The sequence below is a fragment of the Bradyrhizobium sp. CCBAU 53421 genome (assembly GCF_015291625.1).
GTDB lineage: Bacteria > Pseudomonadota > Alphaproteobacteria > Rhizobiales > Xanthobacteraceae > Bradyrhizobium.
In genome coordinates this window covers 1,407,532-1,430,173 of record NZ_CP030047.1, presented here as the reverse complement: position 1 = coordinate 1,430,173, position 22,642 = coordinate 1,407,532, and the positions used below count along the sequence as shown (strand labels likewise).

The following is a 22,642-nucleotide window of genomic DNA, read 5'->3' as shown; positions in this document are numbered from 1 at the left end:
GGTCTTCCTTGCCTCGATTCCGGATCCTGAGCCGAGCACGACGAGGGACGTTGCCCGGCGCCATCATCCTAGGACGGATGACGTACGCCGGACACCGTATACTTTCGTCAGATGAAACTATGATTTCGACAATTTCGCTGCTTTGCAGCAGGCGGGATATCTGAATTTCGTTTCGCGAAATCAGGCCAACCGCATCCTGCGGATCGTGAACAGCGCAGCGAGGCTGAGGATGCAGACGGCGGTGAGATAGTAACCCGGCGCAAGTTCGCCAATCGGCGCAAAGCCGCCCATCCAGGTCATGATCGCCGGCCCCATGCCGCCGAACACCGTGACGCCGATATTGTAGCTGAGACCGAGCCCGGTCGCACGCGTCGCCGGCGGAAACAGTTCCGACATCAGCGCGGCAAGCGGCCCGTAATACAGCGACTTGAGGACGCCGAGCCACAGCACGCCGATCAGGATGATGGGCGGCGTCGGCCTGCCGGTGAGCAGCAGGAACGCCGGGAAGATCGACACCAGCAGCAGCAGCGCGAACAGGATCATGTGCGTGGTGCGTCCGATCTTGTCGGAGACGAGGCCCGCGATCGGCGCCAGCAGCGCCACGGCGGTTTGCGCGACCAGCGCCGCCATGAAGCCGACCGTCGGCGGCAGGTTGAGCGTCTTCACCACATAAGTCGGCATGTAGACGATCAAATAGTTGACGGCGGTCGACACCGCGAGCGCGCCGATCGCGAGCAGCGTGGCGAGCTTCTGCCGCGCGAACACTTCCCTGACCGGCGATTCCTGCTTCGTCGCCGGCGGCGGCGTCGCGTCATCGACATGGTTGCGGATGTAGATGCCGACCGGGCCGATCAGCACGCCGAACAGGAACGGCAGCCGCCAGCCCCAGGATTGCAGGTCCTCCGGGCTCATTGTCGAGGTCAGCAGCGCACCGAAGCCCGCGCCGAGCAGGCCGCTGACACCCTGACTCGCGAACTGCCAGCTCGCCACGAAGCCGCGCCGCTCCGGCATGTGCTCGACCAGGAACGCGGTCGAGGAGCCGAACTCGCCGCCGGCGGAGAAACCCTGCACCAGCCGCGCCGCCATCACCGCGATCGGCGCCAGGATGCCGATCGTCTCGAAGGTCGGCATCAGCGCCAGCACCAGCGTGCCTGCTGTCATCAGCACGATCGACAGCATCAGCGAGGCCTTGCGGCCGTGCCGGTCCGCATAGGCGCCGAGCACGATGCCGCCGATCGGGCGGATCAGAAACGACAGGCCGAAACTGCCGAAGGTGAGCAGCAGCGAGGTGGTCGGATCATTGGCCGGGAAGAACGCCTTGGAGAGGTAGACCGCGAAATAGGCGTAGACCGAGATGTCGTACCATTCGAGCGCATTGCCGACCGAGGTCGCGACGATCAGGCGGGTGATGTTTTTCTTGTCGACCGTGGCTGCGTGCTGAGCGTCGGCCGAAGTTGATAGTGTCATTAGATTTCCTTGGCCGTGTCAGGCACTAATCTTTCAACTCATCATGGCCGAGCTTGTCTCAGCCATCCACGTCTTCCCCGTCATCCTGAGGTGCGAGCGGAGCGAGCCTCGAAGGATGCACGGCCCCGCCGGTGGCCGTCGATCCTTCGAGACGCCGCTGCGCGGCTCCTCAGGATGACGGGGAAAATGCGCGCTTAGCTCCTCACCCCTTGTGCTTCGCCTCGCCGAGATCCCAGAACAGGCCGGCCATGATGGTCAGCGCCTCCTCGGTCACCGGCAGCAGGATGTGCTCGTCGGGCGCGTGCTGCGAGCAGCCCGGATAGGAATGCGGCACCCAGATCGTCGGCAGACCGAGGCCCTCGGAGAACACATCGTTCGGCAGCGAGCCGCCGAAGTTCGGCAGCACCGCCGGCGCCTTGCCGGTGGTGGTGCGGATCGAGTTCGCCGCCCAGTCGATCCAAGGGCTGTCCATGTCGGTGCGCGAGGCGCCGAAACGCTGCGCGCCGGAGACCTCGACCATCGGAAAGCCGTTCTTGTGCAGATGCTCGCGCACCCCGTCGATCACTTCGAGATATTTCGTGCCGACGACGAAGCGCAGCTGCAGCACCGCGTTGGCCCTGCCCGGAATTGCATTGGCGGGTTTGTCGATATTGCCCGACGACATCGCCAGCACTTCCAGCGTGTTCCAGGCATAGAGCCGCTCGGCTGCGGTCAGGCCCTCCTCGCCCCAATCCTCCGCCAGCTGAGGCTCGTCCGCCGTCGGCTTGATCTCGACGTCGGCGAGCGCGGCGCGGACGCGGTTGGAGATCGGCGGGGGTTTCAGGATCTCGAGCTTCATGCGGCCCTTGCCGTCGACCAGGCTTGCGATCGCGTTGACCAGAATGGTCGCGGGATTGGCCAGCACACCGCCCCAATTGCCGGAATGGTTGCCGCCCTCGCGCAGATTGACGTCGAGATGGATGCGGTTGCCGCCGCGGCAGCCGAGGAAGATGGTCGGCCGCTCCGCCGACAGCCGCGGCCCGTCCGAGGCGATGAACAGATCGGCCTTCAGCTCCTCGCGATGCGCCTCGCAGACCTCGCGCAGATCGGGCGAGCCGATCTCCTCGCCGGTCTCGATGATGAATTTGGCGTTGAAGCCGAGCTTGCCGCCGCGCGCCTGTTTCACCGCGCGCAGTGCGGCCATGTTGATCGAATGCTGGCCCTTGTTGTCGGCGGTGCCGCGGCCATAGACGCGCTCGCCCTTGACCGTGGTCTGCCAGGGATTGAGCCCGTCGCGCCATTCGCCGACCATGCCGTCGACGACGTCGCCGTGGCCATAGGTCAGCACGGTCGGGCGCGCGGCGTCCTCCTGGTAGTCGGCGATCAGATAGGGCCCGCGGCCGGTCGGCGATTCGATCAGCCGGGTCTTGAAATCGAGCTCGGCGAAGGCCGGCTGCAGATTCTCAACCAGATAGGCGCGCAGCGCATCGGCCTTGTCGGCATTCAGGCTCTCGGTCTGGTAGCCGACCCTGCGGTCCAGCTCCTTCAGGAACTGTCCCGATTGAAAATGCTCTCGCACGTTTGCGATTGCGTCGGCCCGTGTCGCCATGATTGTTCCTTCGTCAGGTCGCGTCTTGGCATGATCCCACCGGAACGCGACGCCTTGCGCCCCGATCATGCTTCTGGAGGCCGGCAACCTATCGGGATCGGCGCGCCACCGGAAGGGTGTGAATCGCGACGGGGGCCTTGCCAAAACGTGGGAAGTCGCAACAAGTTGCTGCAGGACGCCCGGCATTCGCCCGGGCCACATTCGAAGCGGCGCTCAAGGTTTCGACCAAGGTTTCGACAATGACAAAACAAGTCCGGCTCAACGCCTTTGCCATGAACTGCGTGGCGCATCAGTCGCCGGGGCTGTGGACCCATCCGCGGGACCGCACCAAGGACTACAACAAGCTGTCCTACTGGACCGATCTGGCGAAGACGCTGGAGCGCGGCCGGTTCGACGGCCTGTTCCTCGCCGACGTGCTCGGCGTCTACGACGTCTATGCCGGCAATCCAGATGCGGCGCTGCGCAACGCGGCCCAGACCCCTGCCAACGAGCCGCTGATGCTGATCCCGGCGATGGCCGCGGTGACGGAAAATCTCGGCTTCGGCGTCACCAGCAATCTGTCCTTCGAGCCGCCCTACCCGTTCGCGCGGCGGATGTCGACGCTCGATCACCTCACCGGCGGCCGGGTCGGCTGGAACGTGGTGACCGGCTATCTCGATTCCGCGGCGCGCGGTGCCGGCAAGGACAAGCAGACCGCGCATGACGACCGCTACGAGCTCGCCGACGAATATATGGAGCTGGTCTACAAGCTCTGGGAAGGCAGCTGGGAGGACGACGCCGCGATCCGCGACGTCGCGCGCGGCATCTTCACGGATCCTGCGAAGGTGCATCGGGTGCAGCACGACGGCAGCAACTACCGGCTCAACGCGATCCATCTGTCCGAGCCGTCGCCGCAGCGCACGCCGGTGCTCTACCAGGCCGGCACCTCGCCGCGCGGCCGGCAGTTCGCCGCCGAGCACGCCGAATGCGTCTTCATGTCGGGGCCGTCGGCCAAGGTGATCGGCCCGCGGGTCTCGGCGATCCGCGAGCTCGCCGCCGAGAAAGGCCGCAACGCAGCCGAGATCCTGATGTTCTCCATGATGTGCGTCGTGGTGGCGCCGACCGAAGCCGAAGCGAAGGCGAAATACGCCGAGTATCGCAGCCATATCAGCCATGAGGGCGCGCTGGCGCTGATGTCGGGCTGGACCGGCGTCGACTTCTCGACCTACTCTCTCGACCAGGAGGTGCGGCACGTGCAGAACGACGCCGGCCGCTCCGCGATGGACAACGTCACCCGCGCCGACCCCGATCGGGTCTGGACCGTGCGCGAGGTCGCCGAGCATGTCGGCATCGGCGGCGCCGGCCCCGTGGTGGTCGGTTCGCCCGAGCAGGTCGCCGACAAGATCGAGCAATGGTTCGAGGACACCGACGTCGACGGCCTCAACGTCGCCTTTGCGATCTCGCCGGGCGATTTCGAGGACATCGCCGACATGCTGGTGCCGGAGCTCGTCAAGCGCGGCCGCTACAAGCGGGAATATGCCAAGGGCACCCTGCGGGAGAAGCTGTTCGGCGCGGGACGGGCGAGGCTCGATGCAACGCATCCAGCGAGCCGCTACCGGGTGAAGCCGAGCGCGACGGTGGAGTAGACGGCACCCGGTCCCGTCATCCCCGCGCAAAGGCTTCGCCTTTGTCGCTGGAGGTGCGAGCGGAGCGAGCCTCGAAGGATGCACGGCCACCAGCCGGGCCGTCGACCTTCGAGACGCGCTTCGCGCTCCTCCAGCGACAAAGGCGAAGCCTTTGCGCGGGGGTGACGGTGAGGGATTGAACGCAACCGCTCAATTCACCGAATTGCTCACCATCACCTCGATCAACTTCGCACCGGGCCGACTGAACGCCGACGTCATCACACCCTTCAGCTCCTGCGGATCCGTCACCTTGATCGCCTCGAGCCCGAGCGAGCGGGCGACGCCGGTGAAATCGACCGGCGGGTCGACGAAATCCATGCCGACATAATTGTCGTCGCCATGGAAGGCGAGCAGGCGCTGCTTGATGATGCGGTAGCCGCCATTGTTGACGATGACGAAGGTCAGCGGCAGCTTGTGGTTGGCGGCGGTCCACAGCGACTGGATCGAATACATCGACGAGCCGTCGCCGGAATAGCACACCACCGGGCGTTGCGGATTGGCAAGGCTGACGCCGACTGCGGCCGGCAGGCCCCAGCCGATGCCGCCGGAGGCGAGCGCGTGATAGCCGTAGCGGTCGCGATGCGCCCGCAGCGCGAGGATCTGCCGCGACGAGGTCAGGCCTTCATCGACCAGGATCGCGTTGTCGGGCATCGCCTCCACGACCTGCAGCGCCAGCCAGTCCGGATCGATCGGCGATTTCTGGCTCGCCTTCGAGATCTGCTCGACCAGCGCCTTGCGCTTCGCCGCCCAGTTTTTCGTCGATAGCGCAGCGAGCCCCTGCTTCGCGCGCGTCTCCAGCGCGCCTCCGCCGAGCTCCTTCAATGCCGGGACCAGCGCGCGCAGCGTCTCCTTGACGTCGGCTTTCACCGCGATCTCGGCGCCGTAGTTCCTGGCGAGATCGCTGTCGACCAGGCCGACCTGTACGATCGAGAGCCCGTCCGGCAGCGGATCGACCTCGCTATAGACCGACATCCGCAGCGGATCGCCGCCGAGCGCGATCAGGAGGTCATGGGGCGCCAGCACATCGCGGGCGACCTTCTGCAGCCGCGCGATCGCGCCCATGAAGCTCGGGCTTTCGGAGAGGAAATGCGAGCCATAGGGCGTCGGCGATTGCCAGGCCGGGCAGCCCAGCGTCTCGGCGAGGTCGGCAGCCTCGCGCAGGGCATCGCTTTTGACGATCTCGTCGCCGACGACGATCACCGGACGCCCGGCCTTCAGGATGCGCGCGGCCAGCGCCTTCAACGACTCCTCGGATGGCCGGACTCGGGTGTCGACCCGGGTGGAGCGGCCGAGCTCGATCCCGGCTTCCGCATTGAGGATGTCGCCGGGCAGCGAGATGAACACCGGTCCGGTGGGCGGCGTGGTCGCGATCTTGGCGGCGCGGCGCACGATGCGCGGCAGGTCTTCGAGCCGCGTCACCTCGACCGCCCATTTCACCAAGGGAGTGGCCATCTGCACCAGCGGGCCATAGAGCACCGGCTCGGTCAGGCCGTGGCCCTGCTCCTGCTGGCCGGCGGTGAGGATCAACGGCGTGCCGGTGAAGCTTGCATTGTAGAGCGAGCCCATCGCGTTACCGAGACCGGGCGCGACATGCACGTTGCAGGCGACCAGCTTGCCGGACGCGCGGCTGAAGCCGTCGGCCATCGCGACCACCAGGCTCTCCTGCATCGCCATCACATAGGTGAGGTCGGGATGATCCTTCAGCGCATGCATGATCGGCAATTCGGTGGTGCCGGGATTGCCGAACAGGTGCGTGACGCCCTCATCCTTCAGCAGCGCCAGGAATGCGGAGCGGCCGGTAATGCGATTCTTCATGTTCCCTCCAGGCCTGCCAGCGCGTTGGCCGACGGGACGAGAGGAGATGACCAAACTTGCGCTTTCGGAGCAATCGAGCGGCCGGTCATGGCCGCATTCCGCTGGCGCGCGCCTGGCTCTCCAGGGCACGCGCGCGTCACGTCGCTGCGTCGGCCGGTCCCTCAACGGGAGCCATCGAATTGCGCCGCCGACTTTAACGCTACTTTAGCGAGCGTGCCCTAAAGCAACGATGGTTTGCATCCACCAGGCAAACGGAAAGCATGCAGGGCCCGCAGATGGCTCGCTTCGATCGCGGGGACTCAGTCATGGACGCGCTGGCGGCCTGGAACGGAACCAAGCCGGTTGGACGACCAGGAACGATCCGGCTCGACAAGCCGGGACTCTATGTCTTCCTGATCGCCGTCACGTCCGTGTACTACCTGGCGAACGGGCCGCTCCTGCTCGGCCACCTCGATCTCGGATGGCACCTCGCCGCCGGAGACCTGATCAGGGAGCGCGGCAAGGTGCCCTTCCAGGATCCCTGGTCATTCACCCTCGGCGACCGGCAATGGTACAATTTGTCCTGGCTCTGGGACGTGATCGCCAGCGTGGTGTTTCAATACACGGGATACACCGGCCTCACATTGGCGGTCGTTGCATGCGGCGCCGTCATCGCCGGATATCTGACATCGATCTGCCTGCGCAGCGACGCTTCGACACTTGCGGTTTGTATTTCCGTTCTCGCCGCGTGCCTGCTCTACCCGGCGTTCGTGACCGCGCCGAATTCCTATCTCGCCGCTTCGCCGAACACCCCGACCATGTTGTTCTGCGTCGTTTTCTACGCAGAGTGCCTGAAGAGAAGGCGATGGTTCCTGCTGCCGGTGATGATGGTGCTTTGGGCCAATCTGCATGGCGGCTTCGTGCTCGGGCTTTTCATCATCGGCATTTTCGGCGCGGCGTGCTTGCTCAGGCGGGACTGGGCAGGCGTCAGGACCTATGGTTTCGCGGCCGCCGGCTGCCTTGTTGCAATCCTGATCAATCCGCTCGGCTGGCACATCTATGACGGCGTCACGACGACGCTCGGCCACTTCGCGCAGGCGCACATCACCGAGTGGTGGCCCTACTCGGCGAACTTCACCGTGCCCGGCAGCATTCCCGGCATCGTCTACATCGCCATCTTTGCCGCGTTCGAGCTCCGCCACCCGGCTTCGTCGCCGGCTCCGCTGGAGGCGCGGCTGCTGTCCTGGCTGTTCCTGCTGCTCGGATTCTATCAGTACCGGTACATGTCGTTCTTCTTCATGTTCGCAACGGTGCCGCTGGCGCTTCACATCGACCGGCTGCTGCCTAAGCAACTGAACGATCTCAAGGTCCAGAGCTCGCTCCTGGTTGCCGGCATAGTCGGAATGTGCGCGCTGCCGCTGACGCTGATGGTCGTCAGACCGGCGCTCGCGATGCCGCAGCTGCTCTCGGAGCAGGATGCGCGTTATCTTCAGACCCATTTTCCGCATGCACGGCTGCTCAACCACTGGAACGTCGGTGGGCTCCTGATCTTCTACACACGAGGTACGGTGCCGGTGTTCATCGACGGCCGGTCCGCCACCGCCTATCCTGACGAGCTGCTGCGCGACTATTTCAGCCTGATCAAATGGGAGATCGACGAGACCGCCTGGGATACGGTGCTCGCCAAGTACAAGATCGACACGGTACTCTGGGTGAAGGCGCACGAACCGCTGAAAAGATACCTCGTCGACAAGAAGGGATGGACCGAGGAATACGCGGGATCGGAAGAGGTCATCTACGTGAAGCACTGACGCCGCGCCGGTGCGCCTCGCCCGGCCCCGCGATTCAATCAAAACCGAAACTGCCTAGAACATCCCCTCGCGCTCGCTGCGCTTCTTCCTTTTCGAACGCTGCCAGACCACGCCGGGATAGCCCTTCAGCGGCACCAGCGGCTCGCCGGTGTAGGCCCACTCCTGCAATTCCTCGATCGCGATGTGGTAGAGCGGCTGCCGGCCGGTGCGCCCCGAAAACAGCGCGCGCGGGATGTTCACCATGTGCGGCGACCGCGCACGCTCATAGATGACGGGCGTGCCGCAATTGGCGCAGAAGCTGCGCGCGGTCTTGGTCGCGGCATCCTCGTAGCGCGAGAGCTCGCGTTCGCCTTGCGTGATGCGGAAGCGCTTCTTCCAGCTGCCGACATAGGTCGCGTAGACAGCGCCATGCGCGCGGCGGCTCGCGGCAGTGTGGTCGTGCCAGGCCCAGCGCGCCGGCACGTCGATCTCGAACCGCACTTTGCCGCACAGGCACTGGCCGGCCGCGGGCTTCGCCAGCGCCACGGGTTTTGGCTTTTTGGTTAGCTCGAACTCGTCGTCCGGAAACATTGGGGGACGCTCCATTGCTCAGCGTCATTGCGAGGAGCGAAGCGACGAAGCAAGCCATCCCTCCGCATACCAGGAGATATGGATTGCTTCGCTTCGCTCGCAATGACGGAGAGAGACTATCGTAGCCCGGATGCAGCGAAGCGAAATCCGGGAACGGTTGATCCGCCGATGCATGAGCCCCGGATTGCGCTGCGCTTCATCCGGGCTACGAAGCCACGAAGACTTACGCCTGCGCCAGTTCGTCGTGCACGGGATAATCCGTGTAACCCTTCTCCTCGCCGGCATAGAAGGTCGCGCGATTGTACTTGGTCAGCGGATAGCCGCGTTGCAGGCGGCGCGGCAGGTCCGGGTTGGAGATGAAGTAACGGCCGAACGCGATCGCATCGGCATGGCCTTCCGCGACCGCGCTCTGCGCGCTATCGCTGACGAAATTGCCGGCCGTGATCAGCACGCCGCTCCACATCGGACGGTACAGCACCATCGCGGACGGCACGTTCTGCCAGTCGACCTCGGCGCGGCCGGTGCCCGAGGCGCGCGGCTCGATGAAATGCAGATAGGCGAGCCCGAACTTGTCCAGCGCTTTGATGGCATGGCTGTAGAGCGGCATCGGGTCGGCCTCGCCGCTGCCATTGGCGATGCCGTAGGGCGAGAGCCGCACGCCGACGCGGTTGGCGCCCCACACCTCGGTCACCGCCTGCGTCACCTCCAGCAGGAAGCGGACGCGGTTCTCGATCGAGCCGCCATACTGGTCGGTGCGCAGGTTGCTGCGCGATTGCAGGAACTGCTCGATCAGATAGCCGTTGGCGCCATGAATCTCGACGCCGTCGAAGCCGGCGGCGAGCGCGTTCTTGGCGCCCTGCCGGTAGGCCTCGACCATCAGGGCGACCTCGCCGATCTCGAGCGCACGCGGCGTCTCGTAATCGACCACCTTGCCGTCCGCCGTCATGCACTTGAACTCGGAGGGGATCGCGACCGCCGACGGCGCCACCGGCAGCGCGCCATCCGGCTGGAACGAGGAATGCGAGACCCGGCCGACGTGCCAGAGCTGCAGGAAGATCAGCCCGCCCCTGGCGTGCACGGCATCCACCACCTCGCGCCAGCCCGCGATCTGGGCCTCGCTGTAGATGCCGGGGACGCCGGGATTGCCGAAGCCGGTCGCGACCACCGGCGAGGCTTCCGCGATCAAGAGGCCGCCTTGTGTGGCGCGCTGCGCATAATATTCCGCGTTCATCGGCCGCGGCGCGAGGCTCGGCCGCGCCGCCCGCATCCGCGTCAGCGGCGCCATCACGACGCGGTGCTTCAGCTCATAGGGACCGACCTTGAGCGGCGAAAACAGCGATGGAGAACTCATGCCTACCCCGATTATTCTTTGTGATGTCCCGTTATGTCACGGGTTCATCTTGTTCGCAAAAGCAGGTAGTGGCAATCTAGCGAACAGACAAGCAGGCTTGCCATGTCGAAACAGAGCGCCACATCGCTCCCCTCATTGAGCGTCCGCATCGATCTCGATGCCGAAGACCGTATCGGGCCGGGCAAGATCCTGCTGCTCGAGCAGATCAAGGAATGCGGCTCGATCTCCGCCGCCGGCCGCGCCATGGACATGAGCTACAAGCGCGCCTGGGACCTGGTCGACGAGATCAACCGCATCTGCCGGCAGGCCGCGGTGGAGCGCCAGACCGGCGGCAAGAACGGCGGCGGCGCGGTGCTGACCCCGTTCGGCCTCTCCTTGGTGGCGCGCTACCGCAAGATCGAGCGCGATGCGGCGACCGCCGTGCGCAAGGATCTCGAGGCGCTGCGCAGCGACATCGGCAAGCCGAAGAGGGCCGCGGGACGGTAAGCGGACGGGCGGCCGTCACGGGGCGCATTACGAAAATATCGAAAACAACCCCATGCACAGTAGCCGGCGGCGGCCGGCGTCCGACAAAGTCACTTGACACGTCGGGCAACTCAAGGGTATATTTCTAATATTCCGAAATCATGCAGACGTTGAGGTGAGGAGAGGCTATCTCCTCTTTCACCACCGTCATCGCCCGGCCTGTGCGCAATTGCGCACATGGACCGGGCGATCCAGTACGCCGCGGCCCTTCGGCTCAAGCACTGCGGTCTCTGGAATACTGGATCACCCGCATGCGCGGGTGATGACACTGAGGAAGCTGAGCAATCACCCCGTCATCTTGAAGAGCCCGCCAACGGCGGGCGTCTCGAAGGATGACTACAATGCCATATGCGATTGCCCGCCGCAGGCGGCGAGAGGCAGGAAGCACCGCCTAGCCCGTCTTGATCCAGACTGCCTTGACGTTGAGATATTCCTCGACGTGCTGCTTGCCGGACTCGCGGCCGTAGCCGCTCATCTTGTAGCCGCCGAACGGCACCGCCGGGTCCATGGCCTGGTAGCAATTGACCCAGACCGAGCCGGCTCGCAGCGCCTTGGCGACCTGGTGCGCCTTGCTGACATTGGTGGTCCAGACGCCCGAGCCGAGGCCGAAGGTGGTGGCGTTGGCGCGCTTGATCAGCTCCTCCGGGTCCTTGAACGAGATCGCCGAGATCACCGGGCCGAAGATCTCCTCCTGCGCGATGCGCATGTTGTCCTGCACATTGGCAAACACGGTCGGCTGCACGAAATAGCCCTTCGACAGCGCGCCCTCGGTGAGGCGGCCGCCGCCGGCCAGCGCCTTGGCGCCTTCCTTCTGGCCGATGTCGAGATAGCCTGAGACGCGATCCATCTGCTGCTGCGACACCAACGGCCCGATCTGGGTGTTGGGGTCGAGGCCGTTGCCGACCCGCAGCTTCTTGCCGAACTCGGCGACACGACCGACGAATTCGTCATAGACCTTCTGCTCGACGAACAGCCGCGTGCCGGCGCTGCAGATCTGGCCGGAGTTGGCGAACACCGCCATCGCAGCGCCCGGCACCGCCGCGTCGAGATCGGCATCGGCGAACACGATGTCCGGCGACTTGCCGCCGAGCTCGAGCGAGACCCGCTTGAGGTTGCCGGCCGAGGCACGGATGATCGATTGACCCGTGACGTGCGAGCCGGTGAAGGCGACCTTGTCGACATCGGGATGCGAGGCGAGCGCGGCGCCCGCGGTCTCGCCATAGCCCGGCACGACGTTGACGACGCCGGGCGGAATGCCGGCCTCCATGCAGAGCTCGCCGATGCGCAGCGAGGTCAGCGGCGATTCCTCGGCCGGCTTCAGCACCACGGTGCAGCCGGTCGCGATCGCGGGACCGATCTTCCAGATCGAGGCGGTCAACGGCCCGTTCCATGGGATGATGGCGCCGACCACGCCAATCGGCTCCTTCAGCGTGTAGGAGAAGATCTCGCCGGGCAGCGAGTTATCGATGGTCTCGCCGTGGATCGCGGTGGCCTGGCCTGCATAGTAGCGCAACATGCCGAGCGCGCGCAGCTTGTTGCCGCGGGTGCGGCTGATCGGCGCGCCCATGTCGAGCGTGTCGAGCTGGGACAGTTCCTCGAAATTGGCCTCGACCAGTTCGGCGAGCTTGAGCAGCATGTTCTGCCGCTCGAACGGCTTCACCTTGCTCCACGGCCCTTCGAAGGCGCGGCGCGCCGCCGCAACCGCACGGTTGATGTCCTCGGCATCGCCCTCGGCGACAGAGGCGAGCAGCTCACCGGTGGCGGGGTTGTGGGTTTCGAATTTCTTGCCGGAGGCGGCGTCGACCCATTTGCCGTCGATCAGCATCTTCTTGTAGGAGCCATCGGCATAAGGATGGCGCGTAATCGGAATAGCTTGCGAAACAGCCATGTTTGCACTCCCTGTAAAATGTCGGCTGAGGTCTTTTGGAAGCGTTATATCGACGATTCTACAGCGCGGCCGCGAAACCGTAAAGCGAGGCAAGCGTTGTCGAGGGTGGCGCGCATGAAAACCTCCCATGCGCCTGCGTGCAGGCCAGGTGCGATATACTGATTTTCCAACTCAGCCACAAATGAGAGCGACGATGCCCCATCCCGTGATATCAGCCAATCATGTTGCCGTGATCACCGGCGGCGCCTCCGGCATCGGGCTTGCCGCAGCGACACGGTTTGCCGAAGCCGGCATGAAGGTCTGCATCGCCGATCTCGGCGATGACAGGCTGAAGGCGGCCGCCGCAAAACTGTCATCTGCGGCGCCGGGCGGCGCGGCCGACATCATGACGGCTGCGGTCGATGTCAGCCGTCCCGATGAAGTCGCAAGCCTCGAGGCCGCCGTCGCTTCGAGGTTCGGCGGCACCGACATCCTGATGAACAATGCCGGCATCCAGCCCGGCAGCGCGATGTTCGGGCCGGCGGACAATTGGCAGCGCATCCTTGGCGTCAATCTGTGGGGCGTGATCAACGGCACGCAGGCGTTCGCGCCCAACATGATCAAGCGCGGCAAGCCGGGACTGATCATCAACACCGGCTCCAAGCAGGGCATCACCACGCCGCCGGGCGATCCCGCCTACAACGTCTCCAAGGCCGGCGTGAAGGCGTTCACCGAGGCGCTGCAGCACGAGCTGCGCAACACCGACGGCTGCAGGATTTCAGCGCATCTGTTGATCCCGGGCTTTGTCTTCACCGGACTGACCGCGCGCGGCCGCACCGAAAAGCCGGCCGGCGCCTGGACGGCGGAGCAGACCGTCGACTTCATGATCGAGCACCTCGCCGCGGGCGATTTCTATATCCTCTGCCCCGACAACGACGTGCCGCGCGCGCTCGACGAGCGCCGTATCCTGTGGGCCGCCGGCGACATCGTCGAGAACCGCCCGCCGCTGTCGCGCTGGCACCCGGATTTCGGCGATGCGTTCGCGGCGTTCGTGAAGGGGAAGTGAACACCGCCTGTCATTGCGAGGAGCGAAGCGACGAAGCAATCCATGGCGCCGCATACGCGGAAGGATGGATTGCTTCGCTTCGCTCGCAATGACGTGGAGGACGCGTAGGATGGGTGGAGCACAGCTCCACCCATGCGGCTATTTATCCCGTCACCCTGAGGAGCGCGAAGCGCGTCTCGAAGGGTCGACGGCCCGACTAGGGCCGATTCATCCTTCGAGACGCGCGCAAGAGCGCGCTCCTCCAGCGACAAAGGCGAAGCCTTTGCGCGGGGATGACGGTGATAGTCCGGAGCGTGGGTTGGCCGAGCGTAACCCACCTCTTCTCCCGCCGCGGCACAAATGGTGGGTTACGCCTTCGGCTAACCCACCCTACGCACCTTTAATTCGCCCGCACCTGCACCTTTGTCGCCGGCTGCGCCACCAGCGCCTCGCCGAGCTCGCTCTGCTGGGCGCGCGGGATCGAGAAACAGACGCTGAAGCCGTCCGAGGTCTTGAGCGTCATCATGCCGTGGGCCGGATCGGTCGACTGCTCGAGCACCCATGAATCCAGCGGATAGGCGTAGCGCAGACTCTGGTCGCCGAAACGGGTCTGCAGCGCCTTGCTGATCAACCCGGGCAGCGTCATCACCAGCGCGCCGACCTGGTTGATCGACAGGCGGATGGTTGCGGGCTCACCCTTGCCGTCGACGAATCCCAGCGAAATGGCGCAGCCGTCGGGCGCGACTTCGCAGGTGGTGAGCTCCTGGGTTTCGATCTGCATACCGGCACTCCAGATCATTTCTTCGTTATATTCGTAAGGATATATCGCGTGGCCCGCCGCCGTCCAGCCGTTATTGGGCGGCCATCTTTGGCCGTGGCCCGCCCACCATAACCGTGATATATGTCTGGATATAGCGAGGCCCGCGAAGGGCCCGTTTGACCAGGGAGCGCAAAGCCTATGAGTGATTACAAGCTTCTCATCGACGGCAAGATGGTACCCGGCGACCAGACTATGCCGGTGCTCAATCCGGCGACCGAAGAGGTGGTGGCGCAATGCCCCCGCGCCTCCAAGGAGCAGCTCGACAAGGCCGTCGCCGCCGCGAAGGCCGCCTACCCGGCCTGGGCCGCCACGCCGATGGAAGAGCGCCGCAAGCTCATCATCAAGATGGCCGAGGCGATCGAGGCCAACACCAACGAGCTCGCCCACATCCTGACCAGCGAACAGGGCAAGCCGCTCGCGGATGCCACCGGCGAAGTGATGGGCATGGCGGGCTTCTTCCGCTATCTCGGCTCGCTCGACCTGCCGATGCGCGTGGTCGAGAATTCCGGCGACCGCAAGGTCGAGGCCTATCGCCGCCCGCTCGGCGTGGTCGGCGCGATCATTCCCTGGAACTATCCGCTTTTGATCCTGGCGTTCAAGTTGCCGTCGGCGCTGCTCGCCGGCAACACGCTGGTGGTGAAGCCTGCGCCCACCACGCCGCTGGCCTCGCTGCGCTTTGCCGAGCTGGTCAAGGACATCCTGCCGAAGGGCGTGCTGAACTTCATCGCCGACGCCAACGATCTCGGCGATCACATGACCAAGCATCCCGACATCCGCAAGATCTCCTTCACCGGTTCGACCGCGACCGGACAGAAGGTGATGGCGAGCGCATCGCAGACGTTGAAGCGGATCACGCTCGAGCTCGGCGGCAACGACGCCGGCATCGTGCTCGACGACGTCGATCCGAAGAAAGTCGCGCCCGGCATCTTCGAGGGCGCGTTCCAGAACTCCGGCCAGGTCTGCCTCGCCATCAAGCGGCTCTATGTGCACGAATCCGTCTATGACGAGATCTGCAACGAGCTGGTCGCGATCGCGAAGAACACCGTGGTCGATGACGGCTCCAAGCAGGGCACCAAGCTCGGGCCGCTGCAGAACAAGATGCAGTACGAGAAGGTGAAGGCGTTCCTCGACGACGCCCGCAAGAACGGCAACGTGATCGCCGGCGGCGCCGCGATGGACCGTCCCGGCTATTTCATCGAGCCGACCATCGTGCGCGACATCAAGGAAGGCTCCAAGCTGGTCGACGAGGAGCAGTTCGGCCCGGTGCTGCCCGTGATCAAGTATTCCGACAAGGACGACGTGATCCGCCGCGCCAACGCCACGACCTACGGCCTCGGCGCCTCGGTGTGGTCGTCGGACATCAAGCGGGCGCATGAAATCGCGACCCGGATCGAGGCGGGCACGGTGTGGATCAACAAGCACCTCGACATGGCCCCGAACATTCCGTTCGGCGGCGCCAAGCAGTCTGGCATCGGCACCGAATTCGCCGAGGAAGGCCTCGCCGAATTCACCCAGCTGCAGATCATCAACGGCCCGCCGGCCGCCTGATCCGGCAACATGCGGCCGCGACGCCTTGGCACCCTTGGCGCCCCTTGGCGCCGCGGCCGCTTCCCTCCTCCACAACGAACAGAGCCCATCATGTTCGACGCCCAATGCGACCTTGCTGCCCTGGTCCATGACGACAACGACGATCCCGACACGATCCTGCGCGACTTCGCCGACGGCCTGAAGGCGCGCGGCACACGCGTGGTCGGCATGGTGCAATCAGGCCAATGCGCTGACTCCAGCCTGTCGGCGGTGCTGGTGCACAGCGGCGAGACGCTGCTGCTGGCGCAGCCGCCGGCTCCAAGTACTACAAGTTCTGGTGCAACCGGCTGCAAGCTCGATCTGTCGCGGCTGCGGGACGCCGGCGTCCGCGTCGTCGACGCGCTCGCTGGCGGCGCCGATCTCGTCATCGTCAACCGCTTCGGCAAGCGGGAACGCGACGGCAAGGGCCTTGGCTTCCTGATCGAGCGGGCGCTCGACGCCGATATTCCCGTCGTGATCGCGGTGTCACGCGCGAGCTTTGCCGACTGGATCAAGTTCGCCGGCGGCATGAGCGTGAAGCTCGCCTGCGACCGCCACGCGCTGGACGCCTGGTGGCGCAACGTCTCGCTGCGAACCGCGGCCCGGATCGCGCCGGATCACACCACGGTGTGCGAAGTGCTCAAGTAAGGGGCTTCGTAGGATGGGTTAGCGCTCGGCCAATCCGTTCTCCGCACTATCACCGTCATCCTGAGGAGCCGCGAAGCGGCGTCTCGAAGGATGAACGGCCCGGCTGGTGGCCGTCGATCCTTCGAGACGCGCTACGCGCTCCTCAGGATGACGGGACATGCAGAATCGCAGGATGAGTTGGCGAGCTCCACCCTACAGGCTACGGCTCCGCCTACAGCGTTTCCTGCTTGTGGTCGCAGTTCTTGCAGGTGAACTTGACACGGGTCTGCCCCTTTTCCGCCTGCACCCGGTTCGGCGCGCCGCATTTGCCGCAGACCGCCTCGATCCGGGTCGTGCCCTGCTTGATGACCAGGTTCCGCTTTTCCATGGTCTCGCGGATCAGGCGCTCAGCCTCCTCGCGCAGCGATTGCTTCGACATCATCTCCACCGGTCGTTTGGTTAGAACGTTTTCGAGCGAAGTGGGTACCGGTTCGCGTGAAGAAAACGCGTCAAAACTAGAAGCAAGAGCCCGTTCCGATTCAATCGGAACGGAAAGGCTCTGGCGGGCCGCGTCATAGCACGACCGCGTGAAGCTTTGACAGCGGGGATTGCAGCTTATTTTTCAGACAATGAGCCGGTCGACCGGCAGCCGGAAATGCCGCGGTTTCAGCGGCTTTGACGGCCGGCCAACGCGGAACACGTTGACGAGGCGCAGGTCGGCACCAATCCTGCCGAGCTTTCGCAGCCGATCGTTGAAGTCAGGGTGATCGGCCAGCGCCGAGATCGGACAGGCCGCGAAACCGGCGCGATCGATCTCCAGCCAGCCGCGGTAGAAATGCCGCCCCGTCGTGAGTGGATCCTCACCGACCGGACGGCAGAACAGGACGATCGCCGCGGCCGAAACGGTCTTGGCGCCGTCTGACAGCAGCGATGCGGCGAGGCCGAGGCGATCGAGCGGCTTGAACAGGCTGCCGAGCACGTAGCGGGCGGCGGTCGCCTCGACCGCGCTCATGGCGAGCGCGTCGCGATTGAGACCATCAAGCAGGTAGTGCGGATGGCTGGGCGCCAGCCGCATCCATTCAAGCAGCTCGGCCCGATAGTCATCGCCGCGGACAAAGGAGAACTCGGCCTGGTCGGCCCAGCCGGCGATATCGGCAATCGTCCGGCGGTCGCCGATGCAGATCAAATCGTCACGCGCGACGGCAAGCTGGACCAGCGGCGCGGCATCGTCCGGCGACGCCTCGAACCTGCCGCGCCACGACATGCGGTGCGTCACATGGCCGGCCAGCGGATCGGGCGCGACACCTTGCCTGATCGCAAAGCTGCAAAGCGCGGCGAATTGCGGCGACAGCGGCTGCTCAATCGTGGTCATGGCCGTGATGGCGAGGCCGCGGCGGTTGAGCGCAAGGCTCATGCCCTCCAGCGCCGCACCGTGCGAGACCAGAACATCATGTCCCGCGGGATCCGCGACCGGCGCGCGCACGGTGGTGTCGTCGACCAGCGCCAGCCGCCCGTCGCCGAGCAGGCGCCAGCGGGTCGGCTGGATGTTGTGGACGCTCGGCGCCAGCCGCGCCTCGGCGACCAGCTCGTGCAGCAAATCCGGCGTCAGCTCGCTCATGCCGCGGCCAGCCGCTTGGTGAACAGATGCAGCCGGTGCAGCGGCGTGGCGCCGGCCTTCTCGACCTGGCGCAGCGACGGAGCGTTGATGTCTGATATCCAGGTGCCGCCGAGCGTGCGGTAACCAGCCTCTTGCAGCGCCAGCGCGGTGCGGTACAGCATGGCGCCGTTGAGGCCGCGATTGTGCAAGTCGCGGCAGACCGACTGATAGATCAGCACCGCGCGCGTGTTCAGCATGCGGTGCTGCACGAATTTGAACGGCGCCGATAGTCCGATCCGCCCGCCGATCGCCTTGATCAACGGGTTGAGGTCCGGGATCGCGATGATCGCACCAGCCGGGCGGCCGCGGTGATAGACCACTGTCGATATCCGCTTGTCGATGATCCACATCATGTCGCCGGCCTGGAACAGATATTCGGCGGCGGTCGGCGGCACGAACATCGGATTGTCGGCAAAGCCGTCATTGAGGATAAGCCGCGCATCCTCCAGCCGCACCTTGAAGGCGGAGCGCTTTATCGGCTGCCATACGAAATCCGGATCGGCCAGCACCGCGCGCTGCTTGTCGCCGAGCAGCTGCTCCGGCTTGCCGCCGTCGAGCGCGATCTCGAACGTCGTCATCGGGAAGGTCGCGGTGTAGCCGGCGCGTTCGAGATGCTGCGCGATGTGCGGCGGCGACCACATCATGTCGGTGAACGGCGCATGGTCGAAGCCGTCGGTCATCACGCCGATCTGCTGCATCGCCGTCAGATTGAAATTGCCGGCGACGCGGCTCATGCCGCGTGTGGACAGCCACTGCTCGGCGGCGCGCAGCAACGCATCGGCGACCTCGACGTCGTCGATGCAGTCGAAGAAGCCGAACGCGCCGTGACGGGTGCCGTGCTTGCGGTTCGAGGCATCGTGGATCGAGGCGGCGATGCGGCCGACCGGGCGGCCGTCGCGATGCGCGGAAAATAACGCATAGCGGCCGTGGCCTTCGGTGATGAACGGGTTCTTCGCGGCATCGAACATCCGGTCGAAATCGCTCCACAGCGGCGGCACGTAGAGGCTGTCGCGCCCATAGGCATTGAGTGCGGCGTCGAACGCCGCCCTGCGGTCGCCCTCCCGGATCTCAAGCGTCATTTGGCCTCCGGGGTCAGCGCCAGCAGCCGCCGCACCAGCGCCAGCGCGGTTTCGGTGGCGGGATCGGCCGCGGTCACCGGCACGGCGAGCACGATGATGTCCAGCGGGTCGTGCGCGAGCACGATGACATGGGAGGCGCTGTTGGCCGACATCAGCGAAACCATGCGCTCGGCGGCGGGGTCGGTCGGCGCCAGCCCCCACGGCGCCTCGGAGCGGCGCAGCACGCGCCTCATCGACAGGAAGTCGCGCAGCAGCGGCGGATCGTAAGATACGAGCTCGTCTTCGCGAAAACGCCGCGCGCTCTCGAAGATCGGATGCCGCGCAAGCTCGGCGATCAACTGCTCCCGCGTCCGCGCCGGCGACGCAGCGACCGAATTGAGCACGCCGGGCTCCTGCGATTCGAACAGCGCCCGCAGCGCGTCGGTCATCAGGCCGATGGTCAGCACGCCGGCGATCGCGACCGCGACGAACCGGACCATCTGCGCGGCGTCGACATCGGACGCCATGAACGCGGCGGCGAGGCCGAGCAGGCCAGAGGAGATCAGCCGCAGCGCCATCATCGCCAGCCCATGGCGGCGGGTCTCGGCGCCGCCGCCGGCGATCAGCATCACGGTCACCGTCAGCAGCGCACCCAACGCGCCGAGCCGGACCGGGATGTGGGGGAATAGCGTGCGGAAATCGGTGAGGATGAACGGGATCACCACCAGCGCGCCGACCGCCATACGGCCGATGCTGCGGTTTTCCGAGGCCATCAGCGAGGCACGGTCGCGCGCCGCCAGCAGCAGCGCGCAGGTGCCGAAACCAATCAGCTGGAATAGCGCCAGCGCGACCGCATAGGGCATCGCAAAGCGCTGCAGTCCGAACAGGCCGCCGAGGCCGAGCACGATGCCGCCGGCGAGCGCCGCGATCTTGACCGCGCGCGGCGCATGCCGCCGCAGGATGCCTTCGGTGACAACAAGCGCGCCGAGCGGGATCAGCGCGGCCGGGATCACCGAGAGGCGATCGAGCACAAAGCTTCCGCTCCACCACGCAAGCCCACGGTCGAGGAACAGGATCGCGATCACGCCAAGCGCGAGCAGCAGGCGGCGGGTCAAAGGGCTTTTGGGATCGCGCCGGTAGAACGTCATCATCGCCACCGCGACGCCGATGGCGCCGCAGAGATTGACGATGGAATCGGCGATCACCCCGGAGGTCATGCGACGCCCGTCAGTTGATCGATCGCCCGCCGCACCAGCGGGCGCATCAGGGCGGCCACCAGCGCATTGCGTGGCTTCTCGATCGCCGGCCGATGCGGGTTGAGGAACCAGCCGCGGCAATCGGTGCCGGAGGTCCGACCGAGGATCAGCGCGACCGCCTCATAGGCCATAAGCATGCCGGTCGAGATCACCATCGGCGCGAACGACATCCGGCTGCGGCGGCCGGCCGCGACTTCGCCTGCGATCGCGAGGTCGACATAGTTGCGCGAGGAGGAGTGCAGCATCACGTGCTCGATCTCGGCACGCATCGCCGCGCGGCGGTCGTCCTCGGTGATGTCGGTCCAGTCCTTGGCCAGCGTCGGAAATCCGAGCCGCTGCTCGGGCCGCGGGTCGTGCGGACGCACCACGATCACCGACGGCAGCGGCGACATGTAGGCGTCGATCACGGTCGCATCGGCGCGTTTGGCGGTCCGGTAAAGATGCACGCCGGCGGCGATATCGTCCATGCCGTTGACGATGACCGGGCAGCGTTCGGCAATGCCGGCGAGCTCACTGGTCCAGTTCTCGCCGAGCACCTCGACCTCGATGGTGGGGTTGATGCGTTTGGCGGCTTCGGCGGCGACCGCCGCCTTCTCGCGCCCGACCTCATCGGCGAAGGCGAACACCTGGCGATTGAGGTTGGAGACCTCGAAGCGATCGATGTCGGCGATCACGAACTTGCCGACGCCGGCCCGCGCCAGCGCCATGAAGGCGGCGCCGCCCATGCCACCGACGCCGCAGACGAACACCCGCGCCTGGCGCAGCAGCTGCTGCTCGTGTTCATCGATGAAGCCGATGTTGCGGCCGGTGAAGGAGTAGTAATCGAAATTCATCGCGCGATCCCGTTGTCCTGCCTGCGCGGCCGCAAGGTGCCGAAGGCACGGGTGTCGTCCATCCAATAGACCACCGGCAGCACCAGCCGCTGCAGCGCCAGCATCGCGGATGCTGCGAGCAATGCCGGCAGCGAGCCCGACGGCACCTCGCTCATCAGATAACGGCGCGCACCGGCCAGATCGACGCGGCCGATCTGCAAGACGTCGTCGCCGCGGCCGTAATCCAGCTCGCGCTCGCAAAAATCGTTGTAGACGGCGTTGCGATGCTTCGGCGCGATCCCGAAGGTCTTCTTCAGCGCATCCGAGCCGCCGGTATAGGCATTGGTGATGACCGAGCGAGCCTCGTCGAAGCCAGCCTCCTCGCCGACGCCGAACACCGCGCGATGCTTTGCCATGATGCCGCGCGCGAGCTGCAGATGCGCAAAGCTCTGCCGCGCGCCCGGCAGCGGCGACGGAAACACGTCCGAGAAGGTGTCGCTGACCATGCCGACCACCGCCGGCACCTGGGTGACGTTGGAGATCCATTTCGGCCGCAGGCCATCGCGGGCGAACAGCACCAGCGCTGTGAGGCCGTACAGCACCCAGGACAGCCCCTGCCCGCGCACGTCGGGATCGACCATGACGAGGCCGAGATGGGTGACTTCAGCGGGCTCGCCGTCGAGCGGCACGTCCATCACCGATAGCGCGTTGAAGGCGATCGGCCGGCCGGTCTCTTCCTCGGAGATCAAAGTGACAACGGCGCGCGACAGGCGCTCCGGCTCCCCGGAGAAGATGCCATAGCTCAGGCTCTCCTCGGGCAGCGTCTTGGCGGCAACGATGCGCAGCTGCTCGATCAGCGCGTCGAGCTCGTCCTTCGGCAGCGACAGGCCCGGCGATTCCACGATGCGGGTGCGCTGGCCGGCCTGGGTACGCAAGGTGAGATCGATGGTCGGCTGTGACAGCGCCTTCAGCCAGAAGCCGCCATGGCTGCGCAGGCCGTCAAGGGCCGCGCGCGCCTTGCCGAGATTCTTGGCCAGGCTCCTGCTGCCGCGCGAAGCCGGCGGTGGATTGTCGGTGGACGCCATTTCTCTGTCCCTCGGCCGCGATCTCTGCACTCACCCCTGTTAAGGAGCCATGAGCGCAACCTGACGCTGTTCGCCGCAG

Annotated in this window: 19 protein-coding genes; 6 read left to right on the top strand and 13 right to left on the bottom strand. The window is 65.6% G+C overall.

The window, feature by feature from the left end; genetic code table 11:
* Window positions 1-180: 180 nt before the first annotated feature.
* Both XH92_RS06675 and XH92_RS06670 read right to left on the bottom strand, forming a co-directional pair.
* A complete protein-coding gene (locus XH92_RS06675) occupies window positions 181-1,467 on the bottom strand; it encodes an MFS transporter (protein ID WP_194458536.1) in 1,287 nt (428 codons plus the stop codon).
* A 202-nt stretch (window positions 1,468-1,669) separates the two neighbouring features.
* On the bottom strand, window positions 1,670-3,055 hold the full coding sequence (locus XH92_RS06670) for a M20 family metallopeptidase (RefSeq protein ID WP_194458535.1): 1,386 nt from the start codon (window positions 3,053-3,055) through the stop codon (window positions 1,670-1,672).
* A gap of 239 nt (window positions 3,056-3,294) precedes the next feature.
* Here XH92_RS06670 and XH92_RS06665 point away from each other — a divergent pair, with 239 nt between their 5' ends.
* Entirely contained in the window at window positions 3,295-4,680 is a 1,386-nt protein-coding gene (locus XH92_RS06665) for an LLM class flavin-dependent oxidoreductase (protein WP_194458534.1), read from the top strand.
* A 189-nt stretch (window positions 4,681-4,869) separates the two neighbouring features.
* On the opposite strand, the gene XH92_RS06660 is transcribed toward XH92_RS06665, so the two are convergent.
* Window positions 4,870-6,534, bottom strand: a complete 1,665-nt coding sequence (locus XH92_RS06660; RefSeq protein ID WP_194458533.1) for a thiamine pyrophosphate-binding protein — start codon at window positions 6,532-6,534, stop codon at window positions 4,870-4,872.
* Window positions 6,535-6,839: 305 nt separating this feature from the next.
* On the opposite strand from XH92_RS06660, the gene XH92_RS06655 reads away from it, so the two are divergent.
* Window positions 6,840-8,324 carry a hypothetical protein gene (locus XH92_RS06655; RefSeq protein WP_194458532.1) on the top strand — a complete coding sequence of 495 codons (1,485 nt, stop codon included), beginning with the start codon at window positions 6,840-6,842 and terminating at the stop codon, window positions 8,322-8,324.
* A 54-nt stretch (window positions 8,325-8,378) separates the two neighbouring features.
* On the opposite strand, the gene XH92_RS06650 is transcribed toward XH92_RS06655, so the two are convergent.
* Together XH92_RS06650 and XH92_RS06645 are read right to left on the bottom strand one after the other, a co-directional pair.
* Window positions 8,379-8,894 (bottom strand): GFA family protein, encoded by a 516-nt coding sequence (locus XH92_RS06650; protein WP_246788289.1) that lies wholly within the window; start codon window positions 8,892-8,894, stop codon window positions 8,379-8,381.
* 223 nt (window positions 8,895-9,117) lie between these two features.
* Entirely contained in the window at window positions 9,118-10,245 is a 1,128-nt protein-coding gene (locus XH92_RS06645; protein ID WP_194458531.1) for an alkene reductase, read from the bottom strand.
* A 102-nt stretch (window positions 10,246-10,347) separates the two neighbouring features.
* On the opposite strand from XH92_RS06645, the gene XH92_RS06640 reads away from it, so the two are divergent.
* The gene (locus XH92_RS06640) at window positions 10,348-10,731 is read left to right on the top strand and encodes a winged helix-turn-helix domain-containing protein (protein WP_194458530.1); all 384 of its coding nucleotides are present in this window, start codon (window positions 10,348-10,350) and stop codon (window positions 10,729-10,731) included.
* A 430-nt stretch (window positions 10,732-11,161) separates the two neighbouring features.
* Here XH92_RS06640 and XH92_RS06635 read toward each other — a convergent pair whose 3' ends face one another.
* Window positions 11,162-12,658 (bottom strand): aldehyde dehydrogenase family protein, encoded by a 1,497-nt coding sequence (locus XH92_RS06635; RefSeq protein ID WP_194458529.1) that lies wholly within the window; start codon window positions 12,656-12,658, stop codon window positions 11,162-11,164.
* A 193-nt stretch (window positions 12,659-12,851) separates the two neighbouring features.
* On the opposite strand from XH92_RS06635, the gene XH92_RS06630 reads away from it, so the two are divergent.
* Window positions 12,852-13,703: an SDR family oxidoreductase gene (locus tag XH92_RS06630; protein WP_194458528.1), complete on the top strand. Its 852-nt coding sequence runs from the start codon at window positions 12,852-12,854 to the stop codon at window positions 13,701-13,703.
* A gap of 379 nt (window positions 13,704-14,082) precedes the next feature.
* Here the strand turns inward: XH92_RS06630 and XH92_RS06625 are convergent, their stop codons facing one another.
* Window positions 14,083-14,463, bottom strand: a complete 381-nt coding sequence (locus XH92_RS06625; protein ID WP_194458527.1) for a hypothetical protein — start codon at window positions 14,461-14,463, stop codon at window positions 14,083-14,085.
* Between the two features lie 177 nt (window positions 14,464-14,640).
* Here XH92_RS06625 and XH92_RS06620 point away from each other — a divergent pair, with 177 nt between their 5' ends.
* Window positions 14,641-16,050 carry an aldehyde dehydrogenase family protein gene (locus XH92_RS06620; protein WP_194458526.1) on the top strand — a complete coding sequence of 470 codons (1,410 nt, stop codon included), beginning with the start codon at window positions 14,641-14,643 and terminating at the stop codon, window positions 16,048-16,050.
* Window positions 16,051-16,140: 90 nt separating this feature from the next.
* On the top strand, window positions 16,141-16,716 hold the full coding sequence (locus tag XH92_RS06615; protein ID WP_194458525.1) for a DUF2478 domain-containing protein: 576 nt from the start codon (window positions 16,141-16,143) through the stop codon (window positions 16,714-16,716).
* 211 nt (window positions 16,717-16,927) lie between these two features.
* On the opposite strand, the gene XH92_RS06610 is transcribed toward XH92_RS06615, so the two are convergent.
* From XH92_RS06610 to XH92_RS06585, 6 genes are all read right to left on the bottom strand, one after another.
* Window positions 16,928-17,134: a hypothetical protein gene (locus XH92_RS06610; RefSeq protein ID WP_035651034.1), complete on the bottom strand. Its 207-nt coding sequence runs from the start codon at window positions 17,132-17,134 to the stop codon at window positions 16,928-16,930.
* Window positions 17,135-17,317: 183 nt separating this feature from the next.
* Window positions 17,318-18,313, bottom strand: coding sequence for a hypothetical protein (locus XH92_RS06605; protein ID WP_194458524.1), 996 nt, complete (start codon window positions 18,311-18,313; stop codon window positions 17,318-17,320).
* A complete protein-coding gene (locus tag XH92_RS06600; protein ID WP_194458523.1) occupies window positions 18,310-19,431 on the bottom strand; it encodes a GNAT family N-acetyltransferase in 1,122 nt (373 codons plus the stop codon). Before XH92_RS06600 ends, XH92_RS06605 begins: the two co-directional genes overlap by 4 nt.
* The gene (locus XH92_RS06595; protein WP_194458522.1) at window positions 19,428-20,627 is read right to left on the bottom strand and encodes a hypothetical protein; all 1,200 of its coding nucleotides are present in this window, start codon (window positions 20,625-20,627) and stop codon (window positions 19,428-19,430) included. The genes XH92_RS06600 and XH92_RS06595 overlap by 4 nt, the downstream gene beginning before the upstream one ends.
* Entirely contained in the window at window positions 20,624-21,499 is an 876-nt protein-coding gene (locus XH92_RS06590; protein ID WP_194458521.1) for a ThiF family adenylyltransferase, read from the bottom strand. The genes XH92_RS06595 and XH92_RS06590 overlap by 4 nt, the downstream gene beginning before the upstream one ends.
* A complete protein-coding gene (locus tag XH92_RS06585; RefSeq protein ID WP_246788287.1) occupies window positions 21,496-22,563 on the bottom strand; it encodes a hypothetical protein in 1,068 nt (355 codons plus the stop codon). Before XH92_RS06585 ends, XH92_RS06590 begins: the two co-directional genes overlap by 4 nt.
* Between the last annotated feature and the right edge of the window lie 79 nt (window positions 22,564-22,642).

Excerpts from the sequence above, each read along its gene's own strand:
- XH92_RS06665 (WP_194458534.1), top strand. The coding sequence starts at position 3,295 with ATGACAAAACAAGTCCGGCTCAACGCCTTTGCCATGAACTGCGTGGCG.
- XH92_RS06655 (WP_194458532.1), top strand. The coding sequence starts at position 6,840 with ATGGACGCGCTGGCGGCCTGGAACGGAACCAAGCCGGTTGGACGACCA.
- XH92_RS06645 (WP_194458531.1), bottom strand. The coding sequence starts at position 10,245 with ATGAGTTCTCCATCGCTGTTTTCGCCGCTCAAGGTCGGTCCCTATGAG.
- XH92_RS06660 (WP_194458533.1), bottom strand. The coding sequence starts at position 6,534 with ATGAAGAATCGCATTACCGGCCGCTCCGCATTCCTGGCGCTGCTGAAG.
- XH92_RS06610 (WP_035651034.1), bottom strand. The coding sequence starts at position 17,134 with ATGTCGAAGCAATCGCTGCGCGAGGAGGCTGAGCGCCTGATCCGCGAG.
- XH92_RS06600 (WP_194458523.1), bottom strand. The coding sequence starts at position 19,431 with ATGACGCTTGAGATCCGGGAGGGCGACCGCAGGGCGGCGTTCGACGCC.
- XH92_RS06605 (WP_194458524.1), bottom strand. The coding sequence starts at position 18,313 with ATGAGCGAGCTGACGCCGGATTTGCTGCACGAGCTGGTCGCCGAGGCG.
- XH92_RS06590 (WP_194458521.1), bottom strand. The coding sequence starts at position 21,499 with ATGAATTTCGATTACTACTCCTTCACCGGCCGCAACATCGGCTTCATC.
- XH92_RS06595 (WP_194458522.1), bottom strand. The coding sequence starts at position 20,627 with ATGACCTCCGGGGTGATCGCCGATTCCATCGTCAATCTCTGCGGCGCC.
- XH92_RS06630 (WP_194458528.1), top strand. The coding sequence starts at position 12,852 with ATGCCCCATCCCGTGATATCAGCCAATCATGTTGCCGTGATCACCGGC.
- XH92_RS06615 (WP_194458525.1), top strand. The coding sequence starts at position 16,141 with ATGTTCGACGCCCAATGCGACCTTGCTGCCCTGGTCCATGACGACAAC.
- XH92_RS06675 (WP_194458536.1), bottom strand. The coding sequence starts at position 1,467 with ATGACACTATCAACTTCGGCCGACGCTCAGCACGCAGCCACGGTCGAC.
- XH92_RS06670 (WP_194458535.1), bottom strand. The coding sequence starts at position 3,055 with ATGGCGACACGGGCCGACGCAATCGCAAACGTGCGAGAGCATTTTCAA.
- XH92_RS06635 (WP_194458529.1), bottom strand. The coding sequence starts at position 12,658 with ATGGCTGTTTCGCAAGCTATTCCGATTACGCGCCATCCTTATGCCGAT.
- XH92_RS06620 (WP_194458526.1), top strand. The coding sequence starts at position 14,641 with ATGAGTGATTACAAGCTTCTCATCGACGGCAAGATGGTACCCGGCGAC.
- XH92_RS06585 (WP_246788287.1), bottom strand. The coding sequence starts at position 22,563 with ATGGCGTCCACCGACAATCCACCGCCGGCTTCGCGCGGCAGCAGGAGC.
- XH92_RS06650 (WP_246788289.1), bottom strand. The coding sequence starts at position 8,894 with ATGTTTCCGGACGACGAGTTCGAGCTAACCAAAAAGCCAAAACCCGTG.
- XH92_RS06625 (WP_194458527.1), bottom strand. The coding sequence starts at position 14,463 with ATGCAGATCGAAACCCAGGAGCTCACCACCTGCGAAGTCGCGCCCGAC.
- XH92_RS06640 (WP_194458530.1), top strand. The coding sequence starts at position 10,348 with ATGTCGAAACAGAGCGCCACATCGCTCCCCTCATTGAGCGTCCGCATC.